Origin of the sequence: Streptomyces sp. LMG1-1-1.1 (assembly GCF_040815545.1) — a bacterium.
Classification (GTDB): domain Bacteria; phylum Actinomycetota; class Actinomycetes; order Streptomycetales; family Streptomycetaceae; genus Streptomyces.
The window spans coordinates 162,128-189,009 of record NZ_JBFPNH010000043.1 but is presented as its reverse complement, the minus strand read 5'-3'; the positions used below and the strand labels follow the sequence as shown (position 1 = coordinate 189,009).

At 72.5% G+C, this 26,882-nt stretch carries 23 protein-coding genes and 1 pseudogene; 13 read left to right on the top strand and 11 right to left on the bottom strand.

Features of this window, described 5'->3' with window-relative positions; genetic code table 11:
- Window positions 1–4 precede the first annotated feature (4 nt).
- Window positions 5–676, bottom strand: coding sequence for a response regulator transcription factor (locus tag MRBLMG1_RS24935; protein WP_367826331.1), 672 nt, complete (start codon window positions 674–676; stop codon window positions 5–7).
- Window positions 673–1,956, bottom strand: a complete 1,284-nt coding sequence (locus tag MRBLMG1_RS24930) for a sensor histidine kinase (RefSeq protein WP_367826330.1) — start codon at window positions 1,954–1,956, stop codon at window positions 673–675. Before MRBLMG1_RS24930 ends, MRBLMG1_RS24935 begins: the two co-directional genes overlap by 4 nt.
- A 258-nt stretch (window positions 1,957–2,214) precedes the next feature.
- On the opposite strand from MRBLMG1_RS24930, the gene MRBLMG1_RS24925 reads away from it, so the two are divergent.
- The 4 genes from MRBLMG1_RS24925 (at window position 2,215) to MRBLMG1_RS24910 (ending at window position 7,544) form a co-directional block, all read left to right on the top strand.
- A complete protein-coding gene (locus tag MRBLMG1_RS24925) occupies window positions 2,215–3,723 on the top strand; it encodes a right-handed parallel beta-helix repeat-containing protein (protein WP_367826329.1) in 1,509 nt (502 codons plus the stop codon).
- A 202-nt stretch (window positions 3,724–3,925) separates the two neighbouring features.
- A complete protein-coding gene (locus MRBLMG1_RS24920) occupies window positions 3,926–5,125 on the top strand; it encodes a S8 family peptidase (RefSeq protein WP_367826328.1) in 1,200 nt (399 codons plus the stop codon).
- A gap of 161 nt (window positions 5,126–5,286) precedes the next feature.
- Complete coding sequence (locus tag MRBLMG1_RS24915) at window positions 5,287–6,942, top strand: serine/threonine-protein kinase (RefSeq protein ID WP_367826327.1); 1,656 nt, start codon at window positions 5,287–5,289, stop codon at window positions 6,940–6,942.
- Window positions 6,939–7,544 carry a hypothetical protein gene (locus MRBLMG1_RS24910; RefSeq protein ID WP_367826326.1) on the top strand — a complete coding sequence of 202 codons (606 nt, stop codon included), beginning with the start codon at window positions 6,939–6,941 and terminating at the stop codon, window positions 7,542–7,544. Before MRBLMG1_RS24915 ends, MRBLMG1_RS24910 begins: the two co-directional genes overlap by 4 nt.
- Before the next feature lie 30 nt (window positions 7,545–7,574).
- Here the strand turns inward: MRBLMG1_RS24910 and MRBLMG1_RS24905 are convergent, their stop codons facing one another.
- The 4 genes from MRBLMG1_RS24905 to MRBLMG1_RS24890 all read right to left on the bottom strand — a co-directional run bounded on the left by MRBLMG1_RS24905 (window position 7,575) and on the right by MRBLMG1_RS24890 (window position 11,451).
- A complete protein-coding gene (locus tag MRBLMG1_RS24905; RefSeq protein ID WP_367826493.1) occupies window positions 7,575–8,102 on the bottom strand; it encodes an NUDIX hydrolase family protein in 528 nt (175 codons plus the stop codon).
- Window positions 8,103–8,227: 125 nt separating this feature from the next.
- Window positions 8,228–9,067 carry a PP2C family protein-serine/threonine phosphatase gene (locus tag MRBLMG1_RS24900; RefSeq protein ID WP_367826492.1) on the bottom strand — a complete coding sequence of 280 codons (840 nt, stop codon included), beginning with the start codon at window positions 9,065–9,067 and terminating at the stop codon, window positions 8,228–8,230.
- Window positions 9,068–9,357: 290 nt separating this feature from the next.
- Window positions 9,358–10,494: an MFS transporter gene (locus MRBLMG1_RS24895; protein WP_367826325.1), complete on the bottom strand. Its 1,137-nt coding sequence runs from the start codon at window positions 10,492–10,494 to the stop codon at window positions 9,358–9,360.
- Between the two features lie 117 nt (window positions 10,495–10,611).
- Window positions 10,612–11,451 carry a TioE family transcriptional regulator gene (locus MRBLMG1_RS24890; protein ID WP_367826324.1) on the bottom strand — a complete coding sequence of 280 codons (840 nt, stop codon included), beginning with the start codon at window positions 11,449–11,451 and terminating at the stop codon, window positions 10,612–10,614.
- Window positions 11,452–11,509: 58 nt separating this feature from the next.
- Here MRBLMG1_RS24890 and MRBLMG1_RS24885 point away from each other — a divergent pair, with 58 nt between their 5' ends.
- Window positions 11,510–12,715, top strand: coding sequence for an erythromycin esterase family protein (locus MRBLMG1_RS24885; protein WP_367826323.1), 1,206 nt, complete (start codon window positions 11,510–11,512; stop codon window positions 12,713–12,715).
- Between the two features lie 106 nt (window positions 12,716–12,821).
- On the opposite strand, the gene MRBLMG1_RS24880 is transcribed toward MRBLMG1_RS24885, so the two are convergent.
- The 3 genes from MRBLMG1_RS24880 to MRBLMG1_RS24870 all read right to left on the bottom strand — a co-directional run bounded on the left by MRBLMG1_RS24880 (window position 12,822) and on the right by MRBLMG1_RS24870 (window position 15,517).
- Window positions 12,822–13,208, bottom strand: a complete 387-nt coding sequence (locus MRBLMG1_RS24880; RefSeq protein WP_367826322.1) for a hypothetical protein — start codon at window positions 13,206–13,208, stop codon at window positions 12,822–12,824.
- Window positions 13,209–13,344: 136 nt separating this feature from the next.
- Window positions 13,345–14,385, bottom strand: coding sequence for a vWA domain-containing protein (locus MRBLMG1_RS24875; RefSeq protein ID WP_367826321.1), 1,041 nt, complete (start codon window positions 14,383–14,385; stop codon window positions 13,345–13,347).
- Between the two features lie 142 nt (window positions 14,386–14,527).
- A complete protein-coding gene (locus tag MRBLMG1_RS24870) occupies window positions 14,528–15,517 on the bottom strand; it encodes a GlxA family transcriptional regulator (protein WP_367826320.1) in 990 nt (329 codons plus the stop codon).
- 382 nt (window positions 15,518–15,899) lie between these two features.
- Here MRBLMG1_RS24870 and MRBLMG1_RS24865 point away from each other — a divergent pair, with 382 nt between their 5' ends.
- On the top strand, window positions 15,900–17,153 hold the full coding sequence (locus MRBLMG1_RS24865; protein WP_367826319.1) for an MFS transporter: 1,254 nt from the start codon (window positions 15,900–15,902) through the stop codon (window positions 17,151–17,153).
- Here the strand turns inward: MRBLMG1_RS24865 and MRBLMG1_RS24860 are convergent.
- Both MRBLMG1_RS24860 and MRBLMG1_RS24855 read right to left on the bottom strand, forming a co-directional pair.
- Window positions 17,143–17,499 (bottom strand): hypothetical protein, encoded by a 357-nt coding sequence (locus MRBLMG1_RS24860; RefSeq protein ID WP_367826318.1) that lies wholly within the window; start codon window positions 17,497–17,499, stop codon window positions 17,143–17,145. The genes MRBLMG1_RS24865 and MRBLMG1_RS24860 overlap by 11 nt on opposite strands.
- 173 nt (window positions 17,500–17,672) lie before the next feature.
- The gene (locus tag MRBLMG1_RS24855) at window positions 17,673–21,479 is read right to left on the bottom strand and encodes a hypothetical protein (RefSeq protein ID WP_367826317.1); all 3,807 of its coding nucleotides are present in this window, start codon (window positions 21,477–21,479) and stop codon (window positions 17,673–17,675) included.
- An 824-nt stretch (window positions 21,480–22,303) separates the two neighbouring features.
- On the opposite strand from MRBLMG1_RS24855, the gene MRBLMG1_RS24850 reads away from it, so the two are divergent.
- The 7 genes and pseudogenes from MRBLMG1_RS24850 (at window position 22,304) to MRBLMG1_RS24815 (ending at window position 26,790) form a co-directional block, all read left to right on the top strand.
- A complete protein-coding gene (locus MRBLMG1_RS24850; protein ID WP_367826316.1) occupies window positions 22,304–22,738 on the top strand; it encodes a hypothetical protein in 435 nt (144 codons plus the stop codon).
- A gap of 208 nt (window positions 22,739–22,946) precedes the next feature.
- Window positions 22,947–23,203 (top strand): annotated as a pseudogene (locus MRBLMG1_RS24845) (transposase); the annotation flags it as partial.
- A 51-nt stretch (window positions 23,204–23,254) separates the two neighbouring features.
- The gene (locus MRBLMG1_RS24840) at window positions 23,255–23,734 is read left to right on the top strand and encodes a hypothetical protein (RefSeq protein WP_367826315.1); all 480 of its coding nucleotides are present in this window, start codon (window positions 23,255–23,257) and stop codon (window positions 23,732–23,734) included.
- 123 nt (window positions 23,735–23,857) lie between these two features.
- A complete protein-coding gene (locus MRBLMG1_RS37395) occupies window positions 23,858–24,418 on the top strand; it encodes a transposase (RefSeq protein ID WP_414721640.1) in 561 nt (186 codons plus the stop codon).
- A 199-nt stretch (window positions 24,419–24,617) separates the two neighbouring features.
- Complete coding sequence (locus MRBLMG1_RS24825) at window positions 24,618–25,511, top strand: aminoglycoside phosphotransferase family protein (protein ID WP_367826314.1); 894 nt, start codon at window positions 24,618–24,620, stop codon at window positions 25,509–25,511.
- 97 nt (window positions 25,512–25,608) lie between these two features.
- Window positions 25,609–26,304: a DUF4232 domain-containing protein gene (locus MRBLMG1_RS24820; protein ID WP_367826313.1), complete on the top strand. Its 696-nt coding sequence runs from the start codon at window positions 25,609–25,611 to the stop codon at window positions 26,302–26,304.
- Window positions 26,305–26,559: 255 nt separating this feature from the next.
- Window positions 26,560–26,790, top strand: a complete 231-nt coding sequence (locus MRBLMG1_RS24815; protein WP_367826312.1) for a hypothetical protein — start codon at window positions 26,560–26,562, stop codon at window positions 26,788–26,790.
- Window positions 26,791–26,882 lie beyond the last annotated feature (92 nt).

Here is a 26,882-nt window from a genome sequence, read left to right as displayed (position 1 = left end):
GCCGTCACGGCGCAGGCTCGTCGGCGATCCGGTACCCCACCCCGGTCGTCGTCGTGATGACCGGCGGGCTGCCCAGCTTGCGCCGCAGTCGGCCGACGGTGACGGTCACGGTGTTGGTGAACGGGTCCGCGTTCTCGTCCCACACCCGCTCCAGGAGGTCCTCGGCGCTCAGGAACCCCGGACTGGCACGCAGGAGCGCCTCCAGGACGGCGAACTCCTTGACGGACAGGGCGAGTGGGCGGCCGTCGCGGAGCACGGTGCGGAGCAGCGGGTCCAGTGCGAGTCCGGCGGCACGCAGGGTGCGGGCCCGGGCCGTCGGCCGGCGGCGGGCCAGTGCCCGGACGCGGAGGACCAACTCGGGGAAGTGGAAGGGCTTGGCGAGGTAGTCGTCGGCGCCGAGGGTCAGCCCGCTGACCCGGTCCCCGGGTGCACCCGCGGCGGTCAGCATCAGCACCATGGCGCGGTCGTCCCGCTCCGTGATCATCCGGCAGAGCGCGTCGCCGTGGATGCCGGGCAGATCCCGGTCGAGGACGACCACGTCGTACCGGTTCAGGTCGAGCTTCGCGGCGGCCGCCAAGCCGTCGTACGCGACGTCGACGGCCATCCCCTGGTCCCGCAGCCCCTCCGCGACGACCTCGGCGAGCGACCGCGCGTCCTCGACGACGAGGATCCTCACGCCGTCCCCCGGGCCTTCGCGGCCTCGACCGTACGGCCCAACGCGTCAGTCCGGCCGAACGCGTCTGTCCGGCCGGCCTCGTCTGTCCGGCCGGCCTCGTCCGTCGCGTCCGCCTCGTCCGTCCGGTCGGCCTCGGACGGCAGCGCCACCATGACGCCCAGGCCCCCCTCCGGCCGCGCTCGGAGCGAGAGGCGGCCCCCGTGTGCGGCGACGATCGCGGCGACGATCGACAACCCCAGGCCCGAACTCCCCTCCGGTCCCGTACGGGCGGCCCCGAGCCGCTCGAACGGCCGCTCCAGCCGGTCCACCTCGCCCTGGTCCAGGACGGGCCCGCCCGTCTCGACGACGAGGCGCGCCTCGGTGCCGTCGTCGTCCGTGGCGACCCGGATCCAGCCGCTCGCCTCGTTGTGCGTGATCGCGTTGTCGACGAGGTTCCGCACCGTCCGCGACAGCAGCACGTCGCTCCCGCGCGACCAGGCGCCCGCCCGCACGTCGGCGTCGAGCGTCAGCTCCTTCGCGGCGATGTCGGCGGCCCGGTCCGCCAGCGCTTCCCGCGCCAGCTCCGCGAGCGACACGGGGGTGCGGTCGGAGAAGGCGCCGTGCTGCGCCCGGGCGAGGACGAGGAGGCCGTCGAGGAGGTGGTCGAGGCGGTCCAGTTCGGTCCGCAGCCGACCGGCGAGCACCAGGGTCTGCGCGGCGGGCTCCGGCTTGGCCACGGCGACGTCCAGCGACGCCCGGAGCGTCGCCAGGGGCGTACGCAATTCGTGCGAGGCGTTGCCGACGAACCGGCGCTGCGCGTCGAAGGACGCCTCCAGGCGTTCCAGGAGACCGTCGACGGTGTCGGCGAGCTCCTTGACCTCGTCGGCCGGTCCGGCCACGGCGAGCCGCTCGTGCAGGTTCTCCGCCGAGATCCGCCGCGTCGCCGCCGTGATCAGGCGCAGCGGGCGCAGGACCCGGTCCGCCAGGAACCGGCCGAGCAGGAGCGAGAGCCCCACCATGACCACCAGCGCGATCAGCGCGCCGAGGAGCATCCGATGGTCCCGCTGCCCGTGCACGTTCGCGAGCTGCCCCTCCAGGTACCGGATCCGCTCTTCGGCGGCGGCGAGGCGTGGCTCGCCGGTCGGAACGGACGCCGGTGACTGTCCGGGGGCGGCCGTGCTCAGCCGCACGCCGGACATGAGATAGGTCAGCGCGAGCAGCACGATCCCCGAACCGAGGAACCCGGCCGCATACAAGATCGTGAAGCGCCGTCGCACCGTTCCGCCCCGCAGCCTGCCCATGGTCCTCTTCCCGTTCGCATCCGGCCGGACCCAGCATGCCGTGCCGCACCTAACAGCGGCATGACAGGCGGGGAACCGCGCACCCCCGCGCCGTCACCCGCTACGCGACGCGCGCGCGTGCCGACGTCGAGCGGAGGAATTCGACCAATCGCCCATCCTCTGATCGAAACTCGATCAATCGACAGCATCGCATTGACTCGATCATCGAGCGCACCTAGCTTCTGGCGGCACCGGACCGTCAGAAAGGTGTCGCGTTTCATGACCACCAGAGCATTCCCCGTACGGCAGTTGGCGGGTCGCGGCCTCCTCGCCGCGGCCCTCGCCCTCGGCGGCACCGTCGCCCTCGCCGACGCGCCCGCCTCCGCGGCGGGCACCACCACCTACGTCGACTGCTCGCGGCCGTCCGCCGGCGACGGCAGCCAGACCTCGCCCTTCAACAGCATTGCCCAGGCCAACGGAAGGGCGTACGGCCCCGGTGACACGCTCGCCTTCGCCTCCGGCACCGCCTGTACCGGCTCGCTCGCCCCGCAGGGGAGCGGCACCGCCGCCGCCCCCATCACCCTCACCCGCTACGGCACCGGCACCCTGCCCGTGATCGACGGCGGAGGGGCGGCGAGCGCCGTCACCCTGACCGACCAGGACCACTGGCGGATAGCCGACCTCAAGCTGACCAACCCCGCCTCCACGCTCGCCCGCCGCACCGGACTGCGGATCTCCGCCACCGACGGGACGGCGCACCGCGGTTACGACATCGGCCCTCTCGTCATCGACCGCGTCGCCGGCCAGACCAGCAAGAACAGCCCGACCACCGAGGACTTCGTCCAGTCCGCCGGCATCGTCACCGGGGCGAGCGGCACGAACTCGACCCTCAACGACGTCCACGTCCACGACAACCAGATCAGCAACACGGGCGGCGGCGGCCTCAAGATCCGCGTCGGCGCCATGGCCGTCAAGGGCACCGGAGTGCTCATCGAGAACAACGTCATCAAGGACGTCGGCGGCGACGGCATCATCGCCAGCTACGCCGACGCGCCCATGATCCAGTACAACAACGCCTCCGGCGTCGGCAACGGCGTGTACCCGTTCTCCGGCGGCAACTTCGCCGGCATCTGGGTGCTCGGCGACCACGACCCGACCATCCAGAAGAACGCCGTGTACGGCATCACGCGGATGTCCGTGGCCGACAGCCAGGCGTTCGACTGCGACTGGGGCAACACCGGAACCTGCACCGTCCAGTACAACTTCAGCCGCGACAACATCGGCGGCTTCTTCCTCGACTGCGACGGATGCGGCACCATCGGCGCCGCCAAGCAGGTCATCCGCTACAACATCTCCGAGAACGACTGCCGCATGAGCAGCGTCAGCGCCGGCCGCTCCGCCCTGCACATGTACAACAACGTCCTGTACTGCACGGACAAGAAGTTCAGCATCACGCTCCCCGACGAGAGCGTCGTCGAGAACAACGTCTGGGTGGGCACCGGCGACTCGCGGCTCCCCACCGGCCCCGGGATCTCCTGGCTGTGGAACGTCTTCCAGGGCGTCCCCAGGCCCACCGCCAACGGCATCGCCGGCGACCCGCAGTTCGTGAACCCCGGAACCGGCGGCGACACCCTCCAGTCCGCCGACGGCTACAAGCTGCGCGCCACGTCCCCCGGCCTGAACAACGGTTCCGTCGTCAGCGGCAACGGAGGACGCGACTACTGGGGCAACCCGGTGTCCGCGACCACGAAGCCGCACCGCGGTGCCTACAACGGCCCGGGGCTGTAGCCCTCCCGGTGGACGTGTGCGTTTCAGGGAGGAGTTCGCGGGAGGAGGTGTGCGGCGTGGAGGCGATGCGGAGAGCTTTTTAAGAAAGCTTGTTGAATAACCCGTACCGCCGGTTCGCACTTGATTTGCTCCTGCCAACCCGCACAGGGTTCTCTCGAACGTTTGACGCCCCACACGTCAACACGAGGAGAGAACCACTTTCATGGCAACTCACAAGCGATCCCACGGACTTCGCAACGCGGCCATAGCCACAGGTGTGGCCGGAGCGGCCGCCGCCGCGCTGTTCGCGTCCAACCTCGCCGGGGCCGCCGCCCCGGCCGAGGGGACCGTGCACGGACTCGGCGCCCCCGGCGCCGTGGACGGCAGCTTCGTCGTCATCCTCGACGCATCCGCGAACAAGGGGGACCTCGCGAAGAAGTACGGCGGAACCCTCCAGCGCTCCTACGGCTCGAAGGTCAACGGCTTCTCCGCCTCCGGCCTGACCGTCCAGGAGGCCAAGCGGCTCGCCGCCGACCCCGCCGTCGAAACCGTCGTGCAGAACAAGCGGTTCAGCATCAACGAGACCCAGGAGAAGCCCCCGTCCTGGGGCCTGGACAGGATCGACCAGGCCGAGACCGCCGGCGACGACAAGTACACCTACCCCGACGGTGGGGGAGAGGGCGTGACCGCGTACGTCATCGACACCGGCGTCCGGATCTCGCACCAGGACTTCGGCGGCCGCGCCACCCACGGCTTCGACGCCGTGGACAACGACGACTCGGCCGACGACGGCAACGGCCACGGCACCCACGTCGCGGGCACCATCGCCGGCGCCTCCCACGGAGTCGCCAAGAAGGCGAAGATCGTCGCCGTGCGGGTCCTCGACGACAACGGCTCCGGAACCACCGAACAGGTCGTCGCCGGCATCGACTGGGTGACGAAGAACCACACCGGCCCCTCCGTCGCGAACATGAGCCTCGGCGGCGGCGCCGACGAGGCCCTCGACGCGGCCGTCCAGCGCGCCATCGCCTCCGGCGTGACCTTCGCGGTCGCCGCCGGCAACGAAACCTCCGACGCCGGCCAGGGCTCGCCGTCCAGGGTCCCCGAAGCCCTCACCGTGGCCTCGAGCACCAAGGACGACGAGCAGTCCGACTTCTCCAACTTCGGCGCGGTGGTGGACCTCTACGCCCCCGGATCGGACATCACGTCCGACTGGAACGACAGCGACACCGGAGTCAAGACGATCTCCGGCACCTCTATGGCCACGCCCCACGTCACGGGAGCCGCGGCCCTCTACCTGGCAACCAACCCGACCGCGACCCCGGCCGACACCGCCGCCGCGCTCACCGGCGCGGCCACAGCGGACGCCATCAAGAACCCCTCTGCCGGCACCGCCAACAAGCTCCTCAAGATCACTCCCTGACCCCCGCGGCACACCCCGCAGCACACCCGGCGAACGGACGGCCCCCCACATCGTGGGGGGCCGTCCCCGTTTTTCCGCTTCCCTCCCTTTCCCCGGGAACCGGCCGTGGCGAGAATCTGTCCCTGTGGACGAAGGCGGCCACGGCGCCGAGGGGGAAGCGAATGAGCACATGGGTGGTCCCGGGATACACGGAGTCCCGGGAACTGGGCGCGGGCGGCAGCGGTCGCGTCGTGCTGGCCAGACACGACGCGACCGGGATGCCGGTGGCGGTGAAGTACCTGGGCGAGCGCCTCCGCTCGGACGAGGCGTTCGTCCACGGCTTCCGCTCCGAGGCCCGCCTCCTCGGCGCCCTCGACACCCCGTACGTCGTGGGGTTCTACGAGTACGTCGAAGCCCCCCAGGGGGCGGCCATCGTCATGGAACTGGTCGACGGCGTCGCGCTCCGCGCCCTCCTCGCCCGGGAGGGGTCGACCGGCCCCGAAGCCGCCCTCGTCGTACTGAAGGGCTCGCTCCTCGGCCTCGCCGCCGCGCACCGGGCGGGCGTCGTACACCGCGACTACAAGCCCGAGAACGTCCTCGTCGCCGCCGACGGCGCCTCCAAACTCGTCGACTTCGGCATCGCGACCGGACGGGACAGCAGACCCGGCATCGCCGGAACACCCGCCTACATGGCACCCGAGCAGTGGAACGGCGCCCCCGCCACACCCGCGGCCGACGTCTACGCGGCGACCGCGACCTTCTTCGAATGCCTCACCGGCCGCAAGCCCTTCGCCGGCGACAACTTCGCCGAACTCGCCCTCCAGCACCTGGAGGCACCCGTACCCGACGGACAGGCGCCCGAGCCGCTGCGCCCGCTCATCCGACGCGGCCTCGCCAAGGCCCCGGAGGAGCGGCCCGAGAACGCGGCCGCCTTCGTCACCGAGCTGGAGTCGGTCGCCACGGCCGCCTACGGACCGGACTGGGAGGAGCGCGGACGCGGCCGACTCGCCGCGCTGGCCGCGCTCCTGCCCCTCCTCTTCCCCTCTTCCGGAGGCACCGCGCAGGGCACCACCGCACTCGCCACGACGACCCTCACCCCGCCTCCCGCGCCGCGCCCCCGCCGGCGGTTCCCGCGCGGCCTGCCCGCGGGAGTGGCCGCTCTCGTCCTGGCGCTCGTCATCGCCGTCGCCGCACGAGCCGGGAGCGAACCGTCGGACGAGGACCGGGCCGCCGAGGCGTTCGCGACGACGAACACCACACAGAGCGCGGCCCCGCCGGATCCGACCACCTCCCCACCGCCGACCCCGACCCCGACGGCGACGACCACCGGGCCCGAACCCTCCGCCTCGTCCGACACCCCCACCCCGACCGGGACCACCGCCCCCACCCCGACCGACGCCACCACGGAACCCACCACCACGCCCCCGACCACGCCACCGCCCACACCCACCACGACCCCGCCCACCACCCCGCCCACGACCCCGCCGACCACGGCCCCGACGACGCCGCCGCCCGTCTCCGTCAGGGCCGTCTCCGTCACGAGCCTCCGCCAGATCGGGCCGACCGCCGCCGAGGCCACCATCGAGATCACGACGGACGGCACCGGACCGGTGACGCTCGTCGTCGCCTGGTCCACCGGCGACGAGCAGGGCTCGCCGGGCGTCTCCGACGGCTCCGACACCTTCCGGCGCCAGGGAGCCACCCGGTACACCCTCACGGTTCCCCACACCGTCCGCGGCGCCGGCTGCTACTGGGGAGCGCGCGCGACCACGAACCCGGCCGCCGGGAACGGCGGTTCCTTCCAGCAGGTCTTCATCCGACGGTGTGTGATCACATGAACGACGACGACTACAGCGCCACCGAACTCGGCAGCCACTGGTTCGAAGGCCCGACACCCGACCCGACCCCCGACCGCGTGGAGGGCGACGTCCTGCGCTTCGGGCCGGGCGTCACCGCGGTCGCGGCCCGCCGCGCCGAGAACACCCCCACCGCCGTCGAGATCTGGCACGGCACCCTGCCCGGCGCCCCGCCGCCGCCCCCGCCCCGCCGGCGACGGCCGCGGCGGTACGCGCTCGCGGCCCTCGTCCTCGTCGCCGTCCTGGCCTTCCTCGCCTGGCGGGAGTACGGGCCCCGGGTCGCGGTGCGGGCCGTCGCGGTCACCGCCCCCGAGCGGACGCTCGACTGCGACGGAACGGCGAACGTGGTCGGCGTCGTCCGGACCGACGGCCGCCCCGGCACCCTCACGTACCACTGGGAGCGCAGCGACGGCACCCGGTCGGCACCCCTGCGCGAGACCCTGACCCGCGGTCAGCAGGAGGCGCGCCTGCACCTCCTGTGGACCTTCCACGGGCCCGGCTCCCACCAGGCCGTCGCACGCCTCGTGATCACGTCCCCCACGTCCCACGCGGCCGAGGGGGCCTTCACGTACAGCTGCGGCTGAGCCCGCCCCGGGAAAGCCCCGGGAGGGGACTCAGTACGCGTGCCCCACGTGCGCCAGCGCCTGCTTCAGCAGGACGCCACGACCGCCCGGCATCTCGCCCTGCACCGCCGGCGAGGCAGCCTCCTGCGGGCTGAACCACACCAGGTCCAGCGCGTCCTGCCGGGGGCGGCAGTCGCCGGTCACCGGCACGACGTACGCCAGCGACACGGCGTGCTGACGCGGGTCGTGGTACTGCGTGACCCCCGCCGTCGGGAAGTACTCGGCGACCGTGAACGGCTGAAGGGAGGCGGGCACACGCGGCAGCGCCACCGGGCCGAGGTCCTTCTCCAGGTGACGCAGCAGCGCGTCACGGACCCGCTCGTGGTGCATCACCCGACCGGACACCAGCGTCCTGCTGATCGTCCCGTCCGCGCCGATCCTCAGCAGCAGGCCGACGCTGGTGACTTCCCCGCTGTCGTCCACGCGCACGGGCACGGCTTCGACGTACAGGATCGGCATCCGGGCCCTGGCGCTGCCCAGTTCATCCGTGGTCAGCCAGCCGGGCGTGGTCTCAGTCATGTCGGACATCGCCTGATCATACTTTCCGGGCCCCGTCCCGGCCCAGGCCGCGTGTCTGCCAGCCGGGTGGCACTTCTCCCCGCCCACGGCGCGCCGACGAGGCGGACCGGAGACGGCCCTTCCCGTCAACGCCGGGCGAGCGCGATGACGGCGATGTCGTCGATCAGGCGGTGGGTCCAGTCGCGGACGTCGTCGTCGAGGTGGCGGACCAGGGCGTCCGGGGTGTGCCGTGGCGCGTCGGCCACACGCCGGGTGACCGGATAGAACTCGCCGGTGGAGTTGCGCGCCTCGCTGAGGCCGTCGGTGTGGGCGAGGAGCGTCGCCCCAGACGTCAGGGGCACCGGGTGCGGGCGGACGGCGGCGCCACTGCCCAACGCGCCGAATCCCAGGGGGAGTTCGGCCGAAACGGACAGCTCGCGGGTTCCGGCCGCGGTGACCTCCACGGGATCGAGGTGACCGCAGTTGACGGCCTCCAGCTCGTGCCGCGTACCCGGGTACTGGAGGAGGAGGGCCGTGGCGAAGAGTTCGTCGTCGCCCCGGGCCTCGGCGGCGCGCCGCACCTGGCGGTCCAGGCACGCGGCGACCCGCCCGAGGCACTCCGTCTCGTGCGCCTGGCTGCGGAAGCAGCCGAGCAGGTCGGTCACGGTCTGCACGGCCTGGAGCCCCTTGCCGCGCACGTCGCCGATGAGGATGCGCGTGCCGTGCGGGGTGTCGAGTGCTTCGAGGAAGTCGCCGCCGACGGCGGAGCCGACCGTCGCCGGCCGGTAGAGACCGGCGAGCCGCAGGCCGCCCAGTGACCTGGGGATGGGATGCAGCACGGCGTGCTGGTGCGCGCTCGCGGTCGCCCGCGTACGGCTGAGGCGCTCGGTCTGCTCCCGGCGCGCCCACGCCGCGGAGCCCGCGACGGCCCCGACGGCCAGCGCGACGACGACACTCACCGACGGGCTCGTGTCGGCGTCCACCATCAGGTACTGGAGGGCCGCGGCGGCGGCCACGGCCAGCGCGACGACGGGGCGGCCGAGCGCCAGTGCGGCCACCGCGACCACGACCGTACCGATCCACAGCAGCTCCCGCGCCTCCTCGGGCAGCGGCACGACCCCGCTCGCCGACGTGTACGGCGTCGCCTGGGCCGCGGCCACCCCGACGAGAACGGCCGAGGGCAGCAGAGCGGCCTCCACGCCGAGATGCGGGCGCGGGACGGCGGCGAGGAACCGCGCCATCTGCGGCGTCATCGCGAGCATGATGCCGAAGCCGATCAGCGCCACGGTCGCCAGCCCACCGGCCAGCGCGTGGCCACCGCGGTCGAGGAGGACGTGCAGCAGGGGAAGCCCGAGCGCCGCGAGCGGCAGGCCGAGCGAAGCCCCGGCCAGCGGCGACACGTTCCGGTGACGGACCACGAGACACCCCGCCGCGCCACCCGCGCCGAACGCGGAGAGCACCAGCGCGCCGCCCTCGGCGGAGGCGCCCGCCGCCGCCGTGAGCGTCGGGACCGCCAGCGTGAGCACGGTCTGCGTGAAACCGAGAGCGAGTCCGGCGACCAGCGTCGCGCCCCGGACCGCACCGGCCACGGGCGACGCCCCGTCCCGCCCGGCGTCCGCGCGAGCCTCCGCAGCCGAGCGGCCGCGCAGGCCAGTACGGCCACCACGAGCAGAACCCCGATCCGGACGTCCCGCCACCCCCACAGCGGCGCGAGCTGCAACGCGGCGGCCAGCGTCACCGCACAACCCACCCGGAGCACCGTGCGCACGGGGTCGTGCATCGCCTCCGCGTCCGGCCTGGTCGCGGGCAGACAGCGGCGTACGAGCACCAGCGCCGCGAGCGCCGCCACGCCGAGCAGCGCCATCAGCGGCCGCCACCCGGCCAGCCGGGCGGCCCGGGGGAGCAGCGCGACCGCGAGGACGAACCCGACGGACATCGCCGCCAGCCATCCGCCCATGACCCTCCGGATCCGCCCCGGCATCGACGCGGACGCCAGGAACGCCGGACACGACACGAACAGCGCCGCCAGCGCCCCGGCCACGGTCACCCGACCGAGCACGTACACCCACGGGCTGAACGCCACCGCGAGGAGCAGCCCGCCGCCGCTCTGCCCGACCAGCGACCCCGCCAGCACCGACCGCCGGCCCCACACGTCCCCCGCCCGCCCGGCCGCCGCCAGCACCGCGATGGCCAACGACAGACCCACCACCTGCGCGGCCGCCCGGTGCCCGGCGGTCAGCCCGAGGTCGGACTCCACGAACGGCGTCACGGCCGCCTGCAAGACCGGCGTCGCCACGTACAGCACGGCGACCACAGCCAGGAGCGGACCGGCCACGCGCGGCAACTCCTGCCGCCCCGCGTGCGCCACCACGGTCGCGCCCGCGGCGTGTCCCTGCCCGATGGTCCCTCTCACGAAGACGCCTCCCTGACGGTTCCCCCGTTGCTTCCCGCCCCTCAGCCTCGCCGCCGGTCGCTGGCACGTGTAAGTACCCAAGGTCCCAAAGGTATGACTTATTCGTTTTGTGTCGAACTAAATGGATTCCTGCCCAACGGATCCCTGCGCGGCGGGTCCTTGCCCAACGGACCCTTGCCCAGCGGATCCTTGCGTGGTGGATTCCTGCTCGATGGGTTCCTGGCGGAGGTACGTGTCCAGCTGGGCGGCGCCGGTGAGCATCGCCCGGCCGCGCGCGGACAGCCGGGCGTGCCAGTCGCCCAGCGTGGCCTTGAGCGGCTCCAGGCCGCCCGCCGTCCGCACCTGGGCGATCAGGGGCGCGATGCGGTCCAGGGGGTAGCCGCCGCGTCTGAGCTGGTGGGTCAGGCGCGCGTCGCGGACGGCGGCGGGGTCGTAGACGCGGTAGCCGGTCCGGGGATCGCGAGGGGGGCGGACCAGGCCGGCACGCTCCCAGACCCGGAGCGTCGCGGGCCGGATCCCGAGCTGGTCGGCGAGCGGCCCGATGAACGTGTCGCCGGGCCCGGCCGCCCCTGCGCGACGGGTCCCTGCGCCCTCCGCGCCCGCGCCGGATTCCAGGTCTCGCAAGGCGACTTCCACGGCCTGGAGGGTGCGCCGGTCGTCGAGCAGTCGGGCGTGGCTTTCGTCGATGAGGCGCAAGGCCTCGTCGACCGCGCCCCGGGTGGCGGCCCGCATGATCGCTGTCGCCGTCGGGTGGCCGTGGCCGGGGACGAGGGCGAGGAAGGTGCGGAGGGCCTGGGCGTGGCGAGGGGTGTAGGTGCGGTAGCCGTGGGGTGTGCGACGCGCGGCCGAGAGGATGCCGGCGTCTTCGTAGTTGCGGACCGCTTGGGTGGACAGGCCGTGCTCGCGCGCCAGGTCGACCGGCCTGAGCCGATCTCCGCTTTGAAGGTTTCTCCCCATGGGAACCACGATATCGGGGCCAAGTCTCAACCGAAGCTTCAACGATACCGTTGAAGGCATGGCGACGAATGACATCAAGGACACCCTTCACGCGATCGAGGCCGCCGCTGTCATGGGGCTGCTCCCGGCCCGGCCGAGGGTGCTCGCACTGGGCGAGCCCACGCACGGCGAGGAGGCGCTCCTGGAAGTACGGAACGACCTGTTCCGGCAGCTTGTCGAGCAGGAGGGGTACCGGACGATCGCGATCGAGAGCGACTGCCTGAGGGGCTTGGCCGTGGACGACTACGTCACCTCCGGCAAGGGGACCCTCGACGAGGTCATGGAGCACGGGTTCAGCCACGGGTGGGGAGCTTCGGCCGCCAACCGCGAGCTCGTCCGGTGGATGCGCGCCCACAACGCCGAACGGCCCGCGTCCGAGCGCGTCGGCTTCGCCGGCTTCGACGGGCCTCTGGAGATCACGGGCGCCGAGAGCCCCCGACAAGCCTTGACCGCGCTCCACGGCTACCTCGCGGGCCGGGTGGACGCGGACCTGCTTCCCTGCACCGCGGACGCGCTCGACGACCTGCTCGGCACGGACGACCGGTGGACCGAACCCGCCGCGATGAGGGACCCGTCCCGCTCCGTCGGGCAGTCCGCCGACGCCCGTCGACTGCGCCTGCTCGCGGACGACCTGGTGGCACTGCTCGGCGCGCACGAGCCGCACCTGGTCGCGGCGACCTCGCGCGACGACTTCGACCGGGCGAGCCTGTACGCGCGCACCGCCGTCGGGCTGCTGCGCTACCACCACTGGACGGCCGACGGCTCGCCCGCCCGCCTGACCCGTCTGGTGGGCCTGCGCGACCAGATGATGGCCGAGAACCTCCTCGCCGTCGCCGCCACGGGCCCGGTCCTCGTCCACGCCCACAACGCCCATCTCCAGCGGCACGAGAGCTCGATGCGGATGGGCGGGAACCAGCTGCGCTGGTGGAGCGCCGGTGCGCTCGTCAGCACCCGACTCGGCGCGGAATACGCCTTCGTGGCCACCGCCCTCGGCACGATCCGCCACCAGGGCGTGGACGCACCCCCGCCGGACACCGTCGAAGGACTCCTCTACGCGCTCCCGCGCGACCGCTTCCTCGCCGACGGCCCCCGCCTGGCCACCGCCCTCCGCGACACGCCACCCGCGCCCCGGGTATCCCCCTGGTTCGGCTACGCCCCGCTCGATCCGGCCCACCTGGCGGACAGCGACGGCATCGTCTTCCTCAAGGACATGCCACGGACCTGATTCCGTCCTGCGGGTCCGCCCAGCCCCCCGGCCCGGGGGCTCCCCACCCCCCAGCGCGGGTCCGCTCAGCCCTTCGGCCCGGGTCTGCCTCGGGCGGACCCGGGTGTCAGGCGCCGATGACCCCGTAGAACAGGAAGCCGGTCGCCACCGGAATGCCCAGCGCGGCGACGACGCCGAGCGCACCGGGCCGGGTGCGAGGGTCGACGAACGCGGCCGTCGTCAGCAGTAGGGCAGCGGGCATGAACAGGAACATCCCCAGGATCAGGCCCACCACCGTCCAGGCCAGCAGGCCCGTTCCGATGATGAGCGATCCCCAGGCGAAGTTCTGTGGCTCGCGCCGCAGGAAGAGGGGGATGGCGACCGGCATCGCGGTCAGCAGGAAGATCCCCGCGAGGGGGGTCGGCAGCCCGATGGCCAGGCCCGGCAGCGTGGACACGGCAGCGGCTACGGCGAGCGCGGACTGCCCCGTACGTACGAGTTGATTCTCCATCATGAACCCCCGAGATTGAACGCGTTCAGTTTGAACGCGTTCAAGATAGCGGCCGCAGGGGCCGCTGCCAAGTTCCCCACCGGAACGGCGAAGGGCCCCGGACGCCGAAGCGCCGGGGCCCGCAGGGGATTTGGGGACATCAGGTCATGAGGAGGAGCTGCGTGTTCGGGACGAGCTTGCGGTTCACGCTGGTGCTCTGCACGAAGATCGTGAAGTCGTCGTTGTGGTCCGGCTTGACGCGCACCTCCACGTCCGGGAGGCCGAGCAGGGCCCGGGCCTCGGGCCCCGTGTACACCCGGGCCGTCTTCTTCTCCAGGACCGCGATCTGCTTCCGCGCCTGGACCTTCTCCGACTTGCTCAGCTGGTAGAAGGCGCAACCGGTGCGGTAGGTGTGCCCGCTCTCGACGACCCACTCCCGGATCGCCGCGTCACGGGCGACCGGGATCAGCTGGTACGCGGACTGCTCGGCCGGGGTGAGACCGGCGGCCTTGATGGTGTCCTTGTTGACCGCCTCCGCGCCCGCGGAGAACACCGCCCGCGATCCGCGGATGCCCTTCGTACGGCCGACCATGAATTTCTCGGTCGCCTCCCGAATGACCTGTCCGGCCTCTTCCAGGCCCTGCGTGCTCGTGGCGTCCCAGACGGCGACGTTCTCCTTCGGGAAACCGCACTGCATGGCCTCCCGCTTTCCCATCTGGTCCGGCACGAGGACGGCCAGCGTCCAATTGTCCTGCTGGTTCTCGATCATCGTGGAGACGGCCTTGACCAAGGCGCTCGCATTCCGGGCGGGAGAATCCGGGCAGCGGTGGCTCGCGTTCTCCTGACCGTCGGTCAGCACGAAGGTCAGGAAGCTGTGGTCGCCGTACAACTGGGCCGTCGCCGCCAGCTCGCGCTGCGACTTCAGTGCCGCCGCCAGCAGCGACGTCATGCCGCCGACGCGGTAAAGCTGCTTCAGGGACGGCATGCGCAGCACGTCCTTGTCGTAGATGACGCATTCCACCGTGTCCGCGAACACGTACACCGTGACACGGGTTTCCTGGTCCAATTCCCGCGAACGGCGGGCGAGGTACTCGATCTGCTGATCGGCCACGTCGACGACCTTGCGGCTCAGGTGCGACATCGACGAACTGGCGTCCAAAACGAGAGCAACGTGGTTGATGTAGTTCTGGTTTCCGGACATGGCGAATCCCCCTCATCCCGTTCCCGACTTGATACCCCTACCGTCTCATCCACCACTGACAATCGACCCCGGCTCCCGGACCGCCCGGCGAACCGTCCGAGGAGGCCCGCCCGAGCAAGCCCCCGAGGAGCCCCCGGCCCGCCTATCCGGCCTCGTCCGCGCGGAACGTGCGCCGGTAGGCGGCGGGCGTGGTGCGCAGCGCCTCGTGGAAGCGCCGGCGGAGGTTGACGGCCGAGGAGAGGCCGACCCGGCGGGCGATGGTCTCCACGGGGAGGTCGGTCTCCTCCAGGAGGGCCCGGGTGGCGGCGAGCCGCCGGTCGAGCAGCCAGCGCCCGGGACTGATGCCCAGCTGCTCGGTGAAGCGCCGGGTGAGGGTGCGGGGCGAGACCTGGCACCGGACCGCCATGTCGGCGACGCTGACCGGCTGGTCGAGCCGGCCGCCCAGCCACTCCAGGAGCGGGGCCAGGGAGTCGGCGACCGGTCCGGAGGTGGGCAGCTCGGCGTACTGCAACTGGCAGCCCTCGCGGTGCGGCGGCATCACCATCTGGCGGGCGATGCGCATCGCGTACGCGGCGCCGTGGTCGGTGCGCACCAGGTGCAGGCAGAGGTCCACGCCGGCCGCCGATCCGGCACTCGTGGCGACGTCGCCGTGGTCCACGTACAGCACCCCCGCGTCGACCCGCACACGCGGGAACAGCGCGGCCAACTCGGCTGCCTGCGCCCAGTGGGTGGCCGCCCTCCGTTCGTCGAGGAGTCCGGCGGCGGCGAGCACGAACGCGCCCGACGAGATGCCGACGATCCGCGCGCCCCGCCGATGCGCCCTGCGGACCGCCGCGACCACCGCCGGCGGCACCCCGCTGCCGGCCGGCCGCTGCCGACCCGGGACCACCACCGTGTCCGCGCGCTCCAACGCGTCCAGGCCCGCCGTGACCAACATGTCGTACCCGGCCTGGGTGCGTACCGGCCCCGGACGCTCGGCGCAGACCTCGAACGCGTAGCGCACCGGGATCGCCGGGCCGTGATCACCGAACACCTCCGCCGCACAGGCCAGCGGGAAGGTCTCCTGCGGGGACTGCAACAGGGCCACCACCCGGTGCGGCGCCGGGGGCTTCGGCAACGGACGAGGCGTCATGGCGCGAAAGTACCCCATCATGTCGTTCCGGACACTGGGGACGGTCGATTGGTGTAGACCAGGATGGCGAGCCGTGACCACCACGCACGATCAGCCCCAGCCGTCCCCGCATCGCGACGACTCGCCCGGCGACCGGGCCGCCGGTCCGTCCGGCGCCCCACCCGGCGATCCCTCCGGTAATCGTCCCGCCGCCCCCTCCTGCGACCGGCCCGCCACCGCGCCGAGTACCCCGCCCGGCATCGCACCCGGCACCGCGTCAAGTACCGCACCCGGCATCGCACCCGCCACCGCGCCAAGTACCGCACCCGGCATCGCACCCGCCACCGCGCCAAGTACCCCACCCGGCACCGCGCCAGGCAGTCCACCGCCCGTCAGGCCCCCCTTGTGGGACCGCCGCTTCACGCTCTACTTCACCGCCCGCACGGTCTCGCTCGTCGGCGACGCGATGATGCCCGTGGCCGCCGCCCTGGCGGTCGGCGCGCTCTACGGGATCTCCGGAGTCGGCCTCGTCCTCGGCGTCTGGACCGGGACGTTCGTCCTCCTGGTCCTGTTCGGCGGAGTGTTCGCCGACCGCTTCGGCGCGCGCCGCATGATGGTCGCCGCGGACCTGGTCAGGGTGCTCACGCAGGGCGTGCTCGCCGTGGCGTTCTTCGCGGGGCCGCCGCCGTTCTGGCTGCTCGTGACCATGGCAGCGGTGGCGGGCGCGGCCGTCGCGATGTTTCTGCCGGGCGTCAACGGCATGGTGCCGCTGGTCGCCCACGACCCCCAGCGGGCCAACGCCACGCTCAAGGTGGCCGACGCCCTCGCCCACCTGCTCGGCCCCGCCCTGGCCGGACTCCTCATCGCCCTGACCAACGCCGGGACCGTGTACGCGATCGACGCCGGCACCTTCCTGCTCAGCGCCCTGTGCCTGGCGCTCATCCGCCTCACCCCCGCCCGCGCCCCCTCGGACACCGTCACCGTCACCGACGCCGACGTCGACCCCGCCGCTCCGAAGCTCGGCTCACTCCGCCGCGACCTGCGCCAGGGCTGGCACGAGTTCCGGGCCCGCACCTGGATGTGGGCGGTCATCCTCATCTGGGTGGCGTACGGCGTACTGATCTTCGGCCCGCTCGTCCCCCTCAGTTCGGCACTCATCGGGGACAGGCTCGGCCCCGACGTCTACGGCCTCGCCGTCTCCTTCCTCGGCGTCGGCACCGTGCTCGGCGGACTGCTCGCCCTGCGCGTCCACCCCGTCCGGCCCCTGGCCGCAGGCGCCGTGGCCATGGCGCTCTACACCGCGCTGCCCCTGTCCGTGGCGCTCGGTGCCGGACTCCCAGGGCTCCTGGCGGGCCACGCCCTCGGCGGCGGCGGCCTCGCCTTCTGGTCGGTCATGTGGGCCACCAGCGTGCAGACCCACACCCCACCCGCCGTACTCAACCGGGTCACCGCCTACGAACTGGCAGGCTCCGTCTCCGGTATCGCCCTCGGCCAGATCATCGCCGGACCGGCCACCGCCCTCCTCTCCCCGCAGCGCTTCCTCCTGCTCTCCGCAGGCACCTGCCTGGCGGGCTGCGCGGCCCTCCTCGCGACCCCGGCGATCCGCACGCTCCGCCGCGCCGCCCCGCCCACGCAGGACGCTCCGATCAGCGGCTGAGCCGCAGCGTCACGGACGCCGACGTCGTCCCGGGGAACTCGAAATCGAAGTTGGTCCTCTCACCCACCCCGTCCGCCGTCACGAGCTTCCAGTGGTGCCCGCCTCCCGGCCACACGTCGACGAGCGCGCTGTGCCCGTCCGGGAGCGTGTCCTCGACCCACCCGTACACCTTGAGGGTGCCCCGGGAGCAGCTCAGCACCCATTCGGCCTTGGCGCCCCTGATGGTCGGCTTGGCGGACGAAGGGCAGCTCGCGGCGTGCGCCGGCGCCGCAGTGCCGAGTCCGAGGCCCACGGCGAGGGCGGTGGCGGAGGCGATCGTGGTGAGGGGTTTCCTGAATGCGGGCACAGCACCATCCTTCTCGTATACGGGAGTGATCACGAAGAAGGACGGTATGCCCCGCAAGAGGGCCTTTCAGGCAGGCCCTCCCCGAGAGTGAGGGGGCGCGTGGAAGCGCGTACAGCGTGCCCACGGGGCGCGGGCACGCCTCGACTTCACAGCTCAGCTCAACTCGGTGCCGCTCAGCTCAGCTCCGTGGCGTATGCCGCTTCCCGGACCTCCTGATCCGCGTGGCGGCGCAAGGCGACCACGACCTCGCGGCAGGCGTCCGGCCAACCCTGGCGGGCCCCGACGGTCGCTGCGAGAGCGACGGCCAGCAGGCCCTCCACGATGCCGCCGTCCCCGGCGAGAGCGCGGACCACGGCGAGGGCGGGGGAGGGGTCGGCGAGAGCGGCGCCGTACCGGTGAGCCTCCTCCAGATCCTCGGCCACTCGGACCGCGAGGACGGGACGGCCCTCGATGGCAGCAGTCAACTCGCGGACTGATCGCAGGAGTTCGGTTTCGGGGGATGCAAGATCGACGGCCCGGACGAGGAGAGCGATACGGGTCGCGATGACGGCCGGTTCGGATGCCAACCGGCGGGCCAGGACCGCGCAGAGCCGGGGGTCCCGGAAGGACGAGTCCACGAGGGAGTGCAGGCGACGACGCGCCGGGAGATCACCACCGCGCCCGCCGCCTTCGGGTTCGCCCGCCGCGACGAGCTCCAGCAGCCGGTCCACGACGTCGCCCAGGAGGCTGCCGGGTCCCACGCCGGCCGTCGGATGGGGCAGCTCGGACTGGGCCAGCGTGGTCAGCCCGTAGCTCGCCTGCCATGTGTTCAGCGGCGAGTCGAGGTCGGTATAGACGTCAGCCAGCGCCGCGCCCGCCGCCGGCGTGTACTGCGCCCAGTCCCGAAGGCCGAACAGGGCCTGCCCCGCCGTCTGCTCCTCGGCGACGAACGGCAAACGGGCGACCAGCTCCCCGTATCGCGGCCGGTCGGCCGGCGCCAGATCCGCCGGATCCGGGTCGAGGATCGCGCGCCGGGCCGCATCAGGCCCGTCGGCGACCGCCGACTCCAGCAGCGCCCACATCTCCTCGGCCGGCAGCAGCGTCGCCGCCAGCCCGACGACGGTGGCGTACACGTCCGGGTGGAGGCCAGGCGTGCGGCCCACGGCCGAAAGGAGCGCCGTAGCGGCTCCCTGGGGAAGATGGTGCGCGGCGAGCCGGACAGCCGCTTTCCTGACCGTCACCTTCACACCGCTCTCGCGGGTCAGGACATCACGGAGCAAGGCCGCCACCTGCGCGGGCCGGGCATGAGCGGCGGCACGCGCCGCGGCGGACCAGGCAGCGGCCGCCCGGTCGTCGCCGGCATGGTCGAGCAGGGTTCCGAGCGCCGAAGCCGGATCGTCGGTGTGGGCTGCCGCGTCCAGAGCGGCCGCCGTCAGAGCGGACTCGCCAGGGTCGGCGGGGGACCCCGACAGGGGCGCGGCGGAATCCGACGACGGCACGGTGGACTCCGAGGAAGACGCGGTGGCGGACTCCGACGAGGGCACGGCGGACTCCGGCGAAGGCATGGCGGACTCCGGCGAAGGCGCGGTGGCGGACTCCGACGAGCGTGCCGTGCCGGACCCCGCCGTGCCCTCGTGCCCCCTGGTGGCCTGTGGGGAAGCGGTGTACCGCCGGAGCAGCGCCCGCCCGTGCACCGGCACCGGCGCCACCGCGCGAAGCAGCGCGGCACGCTCGTCGACCCCCCGTCCGGGATCGCTGACGACGGCTGCGGCCAGCCGCACCGCCGCCTCCTGCTGCCGGGGCACCCACCGGTCCGCGTACCGGAAGGGAGGCAGTGGCCGGGCCGTGCCGGACACCGGGAACCGACCGCCGGAGGGCGGCAGTTCGACCGTCGCGTGATCCAGAAGGTCGGTTCGCTCCGCCGCCACTACGGCGAGAACGGGAGCCACGAAGACGGCGGACGGCTCCCACGCCACCAGCGCGGCCACGCGGTCGCCACGGGTCGCCCGGTCGGCCAGCCAGGCTGCGGCGACCTCCCCGAAAACGCCATCCGGACAGTCTCGCAACGCCTGTTCGAGGCGGTCCTGGAGCTCCGAGATCCGGTACGCGTGGTGTCCGCACGACCTGACCAGCCCGAGCAGGGGCACGAAGTCGCCCCGCACCGCCGCCCGGTCCAGCCACGGGCCGAGCGCGTCCACCACGGCCCGCGTCTCACGTCCGCGCAGGACGCCGCCCAGACGCCCGAGGTCCACCACGGCCCGCGTCTCACGTCCGCGCAGGACGCCGCCCAGACGCCCGAGGTCCACCACTCCGGTATGCGCCGTCAGAGCCTCCAGCACGCGTACGGCCATCCGGCGCGCGGCCGCACCCCCGACGCCGTCGGCCGGAGCTCCCTCCGGGCAGCCGGCGAGCAGAGATACGGCCAGACTTCGGATTGTGGCCCGGGTCCCGGAAGAGCAGTCCCGGGCCCGGAGGGCCTCCAGGCACAGCTTTTCCAGAGATAGGAACATGGCTTCGGGCGCCGCTTCGGGCATGGCCTCGGACGCGTGCCCGGCACGGCCCCCGGAGGACGTACCACCCCCGGAGGACGTACCACCCCCCGAGGCCGCTGCACACCCACCCCCAGCACCCGCATCCGCACCTGCTCCTGCTCCTGGGCCCGAGCCCGCCACGAGCAGAGCCGTAGGCAGCGCGGCGACGGCGGAGAGCATCTCCCCGCGTACGGAATCGCGGTCGTTCGTCAGCCGCCCGGCGGCCAGCGAGAGGACCTCCGCGACCTCTCGGGGATCACGAGTGAGGCCGGCGTTGACGACCAGCCGGTCCCAGATCGTGCCGCGCTCGTCGGCGTCGGCGCTGCCGAGGGCTGCCAGCAGCTCGGGGCGTGCCTCGGCGGGCGGCAGGAGGGAGAGCAGGCCCCAGAGGTCCCAGCCGGAGTGGCGTTCGGCGCGGATCTTCCCGATCGCCGTACGGGCACGGGCGTGGCGCTCGGCGGCCGGCAGCGGGGCGAGGGTCTGCTCGTGCGCGTGCAGAGGGTTGCGCGGGCCACCCGCGGCGATGACGGCGTCCACGAAATCCGCCCGGCGCGCCGGTGGCACCGACCGAAGCAGGACGCCGAAGGCCTCCCGGTGGAACCAGCGGGCCCCGACCCCGGGCAGGGACCGCGGATCCGCCGCCACCAGCTGTCGCATCACCGACCGGCCGGGTGTCCGCTCCCACCGCGCCGCCGCCCGACGGGGGTCGGTGATCCAGCGGGCGACCCGCTCGGCGTCCGCCGAGACCAGCAGGCCCAGCCGGTCGTGGACCGGACCGGGCAGGTTGTCGGGGCCGTACCGCTCCAGCAGGTCGACCACACGCGCCGGCGCGGTGGGCAGGGCGGCGGCGATTCCGGTGGCGTGCCGCCTCCACCAGGCATCGCGCAACCGCCGGGGAAGGTCCGCGAGTTCCCGTTCCACATGGTCGAGGACGGCGACGGGATGGCGCACGGCCACCGTGCTCCAGTCCTCGAACGCGAGCGCCCCGCCGAGGTCCGGCAGCAGCCGCGCGGTGAACTCCGTTGAGCAGCCCGGCAGCAGGCGCGCCGCGTCCCGCTCGCCGTACTCGGCCCGCACCCGGACCACCAGCCGCTCGGCGAGCCCGCTCCGCCGCCCGTCGCGCAGCAGGCGCGCGAGGTCCGCGCGTACCACCGCGGGAGCGTCGTCGTACGCCGCCTCGACGGCCGTGTCCGGGACCGCGAGCCGCCGGGCACCGCGCAGCGCATACCGCCGCACCACCGGGTCGGGATCGCCGAGCCGAGCCGCCAGATACGCGGCCTCCCCGGCGGTCAGAGCCGCCAACGCCGCGAGGCGGCGCTCGTACGGCCCGAGCCCGTCAAGGTCCGACAGCAGGGGCCGAAGTCCACCGGTGGCCGCCAACCGGCGTGCCGTGACGGCGGTGTATCGGAGCCGGGCGGCGTGTGACAAGGGTTCGACGGCGGCAAGAAACGCTTCTGCACGGGAGATCATCGCGCGCATTGTCCCCCACGCCCACGGCCTCGCCCCATCGAATTTCGACGGCCCTCACCCGCGCACGGTCGACGTGCTCCCCGAGCCGGGCCCGCCGCCGCCGTCGTCGTCGTCGTCACAGGATCCGATGCTCCGCCCAGAACGGTCGGAGGCCCTCCGCCGCCGCCGTCGTCGTCGTCGTCACAGGATCCGATGCTCCGCCCAGAACGGTCGGAGGCCCTCCGTCGTCACCGTCTGCGCCGCCCGTTTGAAGCCCTCGGCGGTGGCGATTGAAGTCCTCAGTGGTGGCGCTTCCATGCCAGTGGTCCCGCACATAGCCGCGCAACAAAGCTGCGCAGCATCGCCGCCATCGAGGGTCCGCCCAGCGCGCGTTCCAGTTCGTGCGGCGCGAAGGCACCACCCCTCCGGTTCGACACGAGGCACCCCTCCGGTTCGACACGGGCAGGAACGGCGACCGAGACGTCTTACGCGACACGCGACACGCGACACGCGACACGCGCCCGCGCCCCGTACGGCAGCGGCGCGGCCAGATCGACCCTCAGCGCCGTACACTCCACGGCCACGCCCGTGGCGTCCCTCCCTCCACCCCGTCCACCCGCGTCGGCGGACGGCCTCCCCACAGCCCTGCACCCGTCCGCGCCGCTGCCCCCAGCCGCACGTCGACCGAACGAAGCGGCGTATGGGCGGTATTGCGGACTGGCGTCACGGCGACAACCTCCCGCGCGACCGTGCACCGGGCACGTTCGCCAGGCCCTGCCCGGGCGATCAGGCTGCGGTGACGCGCCCAAGGCTGCTGTCGCAGGCCATCAGTAGGATTCGCGGACATGGGAGCGAGCAGATGGTCGTACTTCACGCCTTTCCAGTACAGCGAGCAGGATGCCCTGAACGACCTTCGCGAGACGGTCTTCGCCCGGGAGGCCGAGTACTACCGGGAAGAAGGAATCGAGACGCTGGCAGCACTGACGGCGAGCGGTTGGCTGGAGGAGGAGCCGGCGCATTCCGTGCTGGACGTCGAGCGCGTGGTCCGTTGCCAGGAACACATGGAGGAACCTGGTGACGTGAGGATGGTCGAGACGGCGGAAGTCGTCGAACTGTTCGGGACGATGCAGCCCGGACGAGAGGTCGTCGCACAGGCCCTGAAGCGGGCCGGAGACGGCTGGTTCCCTCCGTTCGACCGCGGCTCCGGCTGCTGCACGATCGTTTACGAAGACTCGGGACGCCCGGCAGAACTGTGCTTCTGGGGCTTCACCGGAGACTGATCCGGGCCCCACGGCCAGACGATCAGGGGACAGCGGGCGGCAGCGGCCTGTCACCGCTGCGGAGTAGTCACATGATCGGCCGGACACGTCCTGGCTCGCTCGCCAGCCAGCCACCCGGCTGAGGAGGCCGCCCCGCCAGCCAACCGAGCAGACGACCGGCCGAGCACCCAAGCAGCCCACCGCCCGGCCAGCCCTGGAAGGTCCGCCTCCGCAAGAGGCGCCCTCCACCCCGGGCAAACTGACACCCGCCCGCGTCCGCAGAGGGTTCAGAAACCTCCACGCGAAGACCGGCTCCCCGGCCAGCGCACCGAAACCATCGCGTCCCGGACCCGGCGCCGGCCGCCGGGCTCGAAGAACCGCCGCCCAGCCACCCGTCACGACGTGGGCAGAGTCCTCGCCGCCGGCGAGGCATTCAGCCGTCCCGCCCACCACAAGGTCGGCACGAAACCACGCCGCACCGGATAGACGGGTCGGCTTGTCATCGATCGCGGATGCGTCGGTGGGATCCTTGGGCTCGTGGCTGGACACGACACGCAGCATCAAGATGACTCGCAGGGACACGTGACGCCTGTTCGGGCCGAAGTCGAACGCCTGCTTACTGAAGCGGAGCGTCGAGAACGCGCTGCCCACCAACGCGTGCGTTTTTGGGGCGTCATCGACGTTGCGCTGGGCTTTCCCGCTGCCGTGCTTGCTGGCCTCTCCGGAGCTGCCGGGCTTGCCTCCCCAGATGCCCGTGTTCCTGCGGCGGTGCTGGCCCTTGTCTCCGCCGGACTCTCAGCAGGGGTGGGCTTCCTCCGCAGCGATGTCAGACGAGCCGAAAACCGGCGCAGCCGACTGGCATGGGCTGAGGTCGAAGCGGGAGCCCGTCTGCTTCTGGCGCAGGAGGCTCAAATGGATCGCGAAGGCATCCAGGAAACCCTCCGAAACTTGTTCGACAGCCGGACAAGAGCCATTGCAACCCATGCAGAAGATGCCTCCGATGGGTCGGCCTCCTGATTTAGCAGCATCCGAGCACCACTCATGTTCGAGGCACGCTCGACTCCGGACGTTAAAAGACAAGTTTTGGCCATGCTTTAGAAGTGGGTTTCGTCGTTCGCTCTGCGCCGTGATGATCGTGGTGTGGGGCGAGGGGATCTTCCTGACGGTCAGTGGGCCGTGCTGGAGCCGATGCTGCCGGTGGCGATGCGGGACAGGCCGGCGGTGGGGCGGCGGAGGCTGATCGACGGGATCCGATGGCGGGTGCGGACCGGGACTCCGTGGAGGGATCTGCCGTCGGAGTACGGGCCGTGGCAGACGGTCTATGGGCTCTTCCGCCGCTGTCGTTGCTGGTCACCGCAGGTCAGCGTGGTGACAGTCCTAAGTTCGCGCCGTCCTGGAAGGCATCCGGGTGCCGCGCACCGGACCTGGCCGTCGTCCCGGGCTAACCGGGCCTACCTGCGAAAGCGGGGGATCCGGTGCACGGTCCCGGAGCCTGCTGACCAGGCCGCGAACCGCAAGCGACGCGGCAAGGTCGGCGGGCGGCCTCCGGATTTCGACCGCGAGGCCAACAAGGCTCGGCATGCGGTCGAGTGCGGGATCAACCGGCTCAAGCGCAATCGGGCGGTGGCCATGCGGTTCGACAAGCTGGCGGTCCGCTTCGAGCCCATCATCCTGATCGCCGCGATCGGCGAATGGTTATGACCGTCCTGAGTTGTCGGTTCCTCATGCCATGCCGACCGCGAGCGGCGTTGAGAGACAATGGGGTCTCAGTACTACGGCGCTGAAAGCGAGAACGGCGACCGCATCGACGACCCCTCCGAGGACGCGCTGTTCATGCTGATCAGCGATCGAACGCGAGGGGGAGGCCGGAGCGGCATGGCTCGGCGAGCTGCCCGGGATCGTGGAGACGCTGCTTGAGCGGTGGGGCTGTACGCCGGACGGCGAGGTCATGCACGGCGGCGTCGGCGTCGTCGTTCCGGTACGAGGAGGGGCCGGGGAGAGCGCCGTCATCAAGGTGTCGTTCCCGCACCCCGGCAACGTCCACGAGCCGGACGCGTTCGCGGCCTGGGGCGGCCGCGGCGCCGTCCACCTGATCGAGCGTGACGACGCACGGTTCGCCATGCTCCTCGAGCGGGTCCGACCGACGACCCTGGCGGAGATCGAAGACGGCGACGAGGTGGTCGCGGTCGCCGGACGGCTCAATCACCGCCTCGCCATCCCCGCACCGCCCGGCCTGCCTCGCCTGAGCCGACAGGCCGACGCATGGGAGGAACATCTGCGTGGGAACGCCGACGAGCTGCCCCATGCCGTACCGGACCGGGTACTGCAAGCCGCCCTGGCGACCGTCCGAGAACTGGGCCGCAGTCAGCCTGACACCCTCCTCCACGGCGACCTCCACGCCCGCAACATCCTGCGCGCCGACCGCGAGCCCTGGCTGGCCGTCGACCCCAAGGGATACGCGGGGGACCCCGCCTACGACGGCGGCACCCTCCTGAAGTCCCGCGCCCTGGCCCTCCTTGCCGCGGACGACCTGCGCGAGGCCGTCCACCGCGCCCTGGACGTCTTCGCCGAAGCCGCGGAACTCGACCGCGAACGCGTCCAGCGATGGTCCCAGTTCCACGCCGTGAAGGCCGCCTACTGGGGCCGCCACCACGGCTTTCGCGCCGTCCGGAGCGGTCCCCGGCTGGACTGGCTCACGCAGTTCGCCGACCGTCTGGCGGAGCTGCTCACCGAGCCCCGCCGGCGGATGCGCAGGCCGGGGGCCTTTTGGAATTCCTGGGGCGAACCGTGGTGAATTCGGTAAGACGCCGTCACCGAACCGTGAAGCACGCGCGCGAACCTGGTCTTCACCACAGCGCGGTCAGTGCGCTGACATCGGGGGGAGCACCGCCATGAGCACCGTTCGCAGAGCCGCCGTCGTCCTCGTCGCCGCGTCCGCGCTGGCCTTGACCGCCTGCGGTCCCTCCGAGGACGGTGCCGCGGGCGGCACCGACGTACCCACCGCGGCCCCCACCGGCTCGGCCTCCCCGTCCGCGACGGCCGAACCGTCGACGCCCTCGACGCCTTCCGCACCCGCCAAGACGTCGAAGCCGGCCAAGTCGACGCCGCCGCCCGCCAAGCCCGCCAAGCCGGGCAAGCCGGGCAAGCCGAGCAAGCCGACGACGGATCCGGACTACGACGTCTTCCCCTGCAGCACCTACGACGTGACGTTCACCGCGAACCTCGCCGAGCCCACGACCAGCAGCTACCTGCTGAAGATCACCAACAAGACCGGCAAGCCCTGCCGGGTGCTCGGCCACCCCATCGTGACCTTCGGCGACCTCGACGGGCAGGCCACCGAGCGCGGCACCGCCCCCGGCATCGAGGACGCGATCCGGCTCGCCCCGGGCCAGTCCGCCTACGCGGGACTCATGGGCGGTCTGAAGACCCCCAAGAGCAAGACCGTCTCGTCGATCGCCATGACGATGAACACGGAGTCCGACCTGACGCAGGTGCCGCTCAAGGCCTCGACGCCCGGCCTGAACGTCTCCGACGACAACTCCGTCACCGCGTGGATGGACAACGCCGAGGACGCGCTCAGCCTGTAGTACCGGTCACGGGTCTCCTTCACCCCGGTGAGGGGCGCGCCGCTGCTGGGCCGCCATTGTCGCCGCGGGGCCGGCCGTCACGGCCAGGGTCGCGCCCGAGGCGCCCCGGCCGGGCCACACACGCGCGCGAGGTACAGGTGGACTGGCCGGCCGCGTCGACCCGGGAACTGCTGGACGCGCTGGAGGACTCGGGCCCCGGCCGCGGCTGCTGGACGTGGTGGGGGTGCGTCGCAGTCGCCCCGCACCTGTGGCGCCGTGGCCCGACACCAACTCCAGAAGATCGCGGTGCACCCGTACCACGCCCAGCTCACTCTCGACGGCCCCGCTGCCCTGCCGGACGAGGTGGCGCTCGACGGTGTCGACGAGTTCCTCGCCACCTGCGTCGCGACGACGAACCTCGTACGCCCACGGGTACGCCCTCGGGCCGGCCTGCCCCTCCGATCGGACCGCCTCCAGGGGGAGGCGCCGGTCGGAGGGGAGCCGTGAGCCAGGGACTGCCTTCAGACGGGCGGGGCCGGTCGGAGGGGGAGTCCCTCAGCCAGGGACCGCCTCCAGGGGGACGGCGCCGGTCGGAGAGG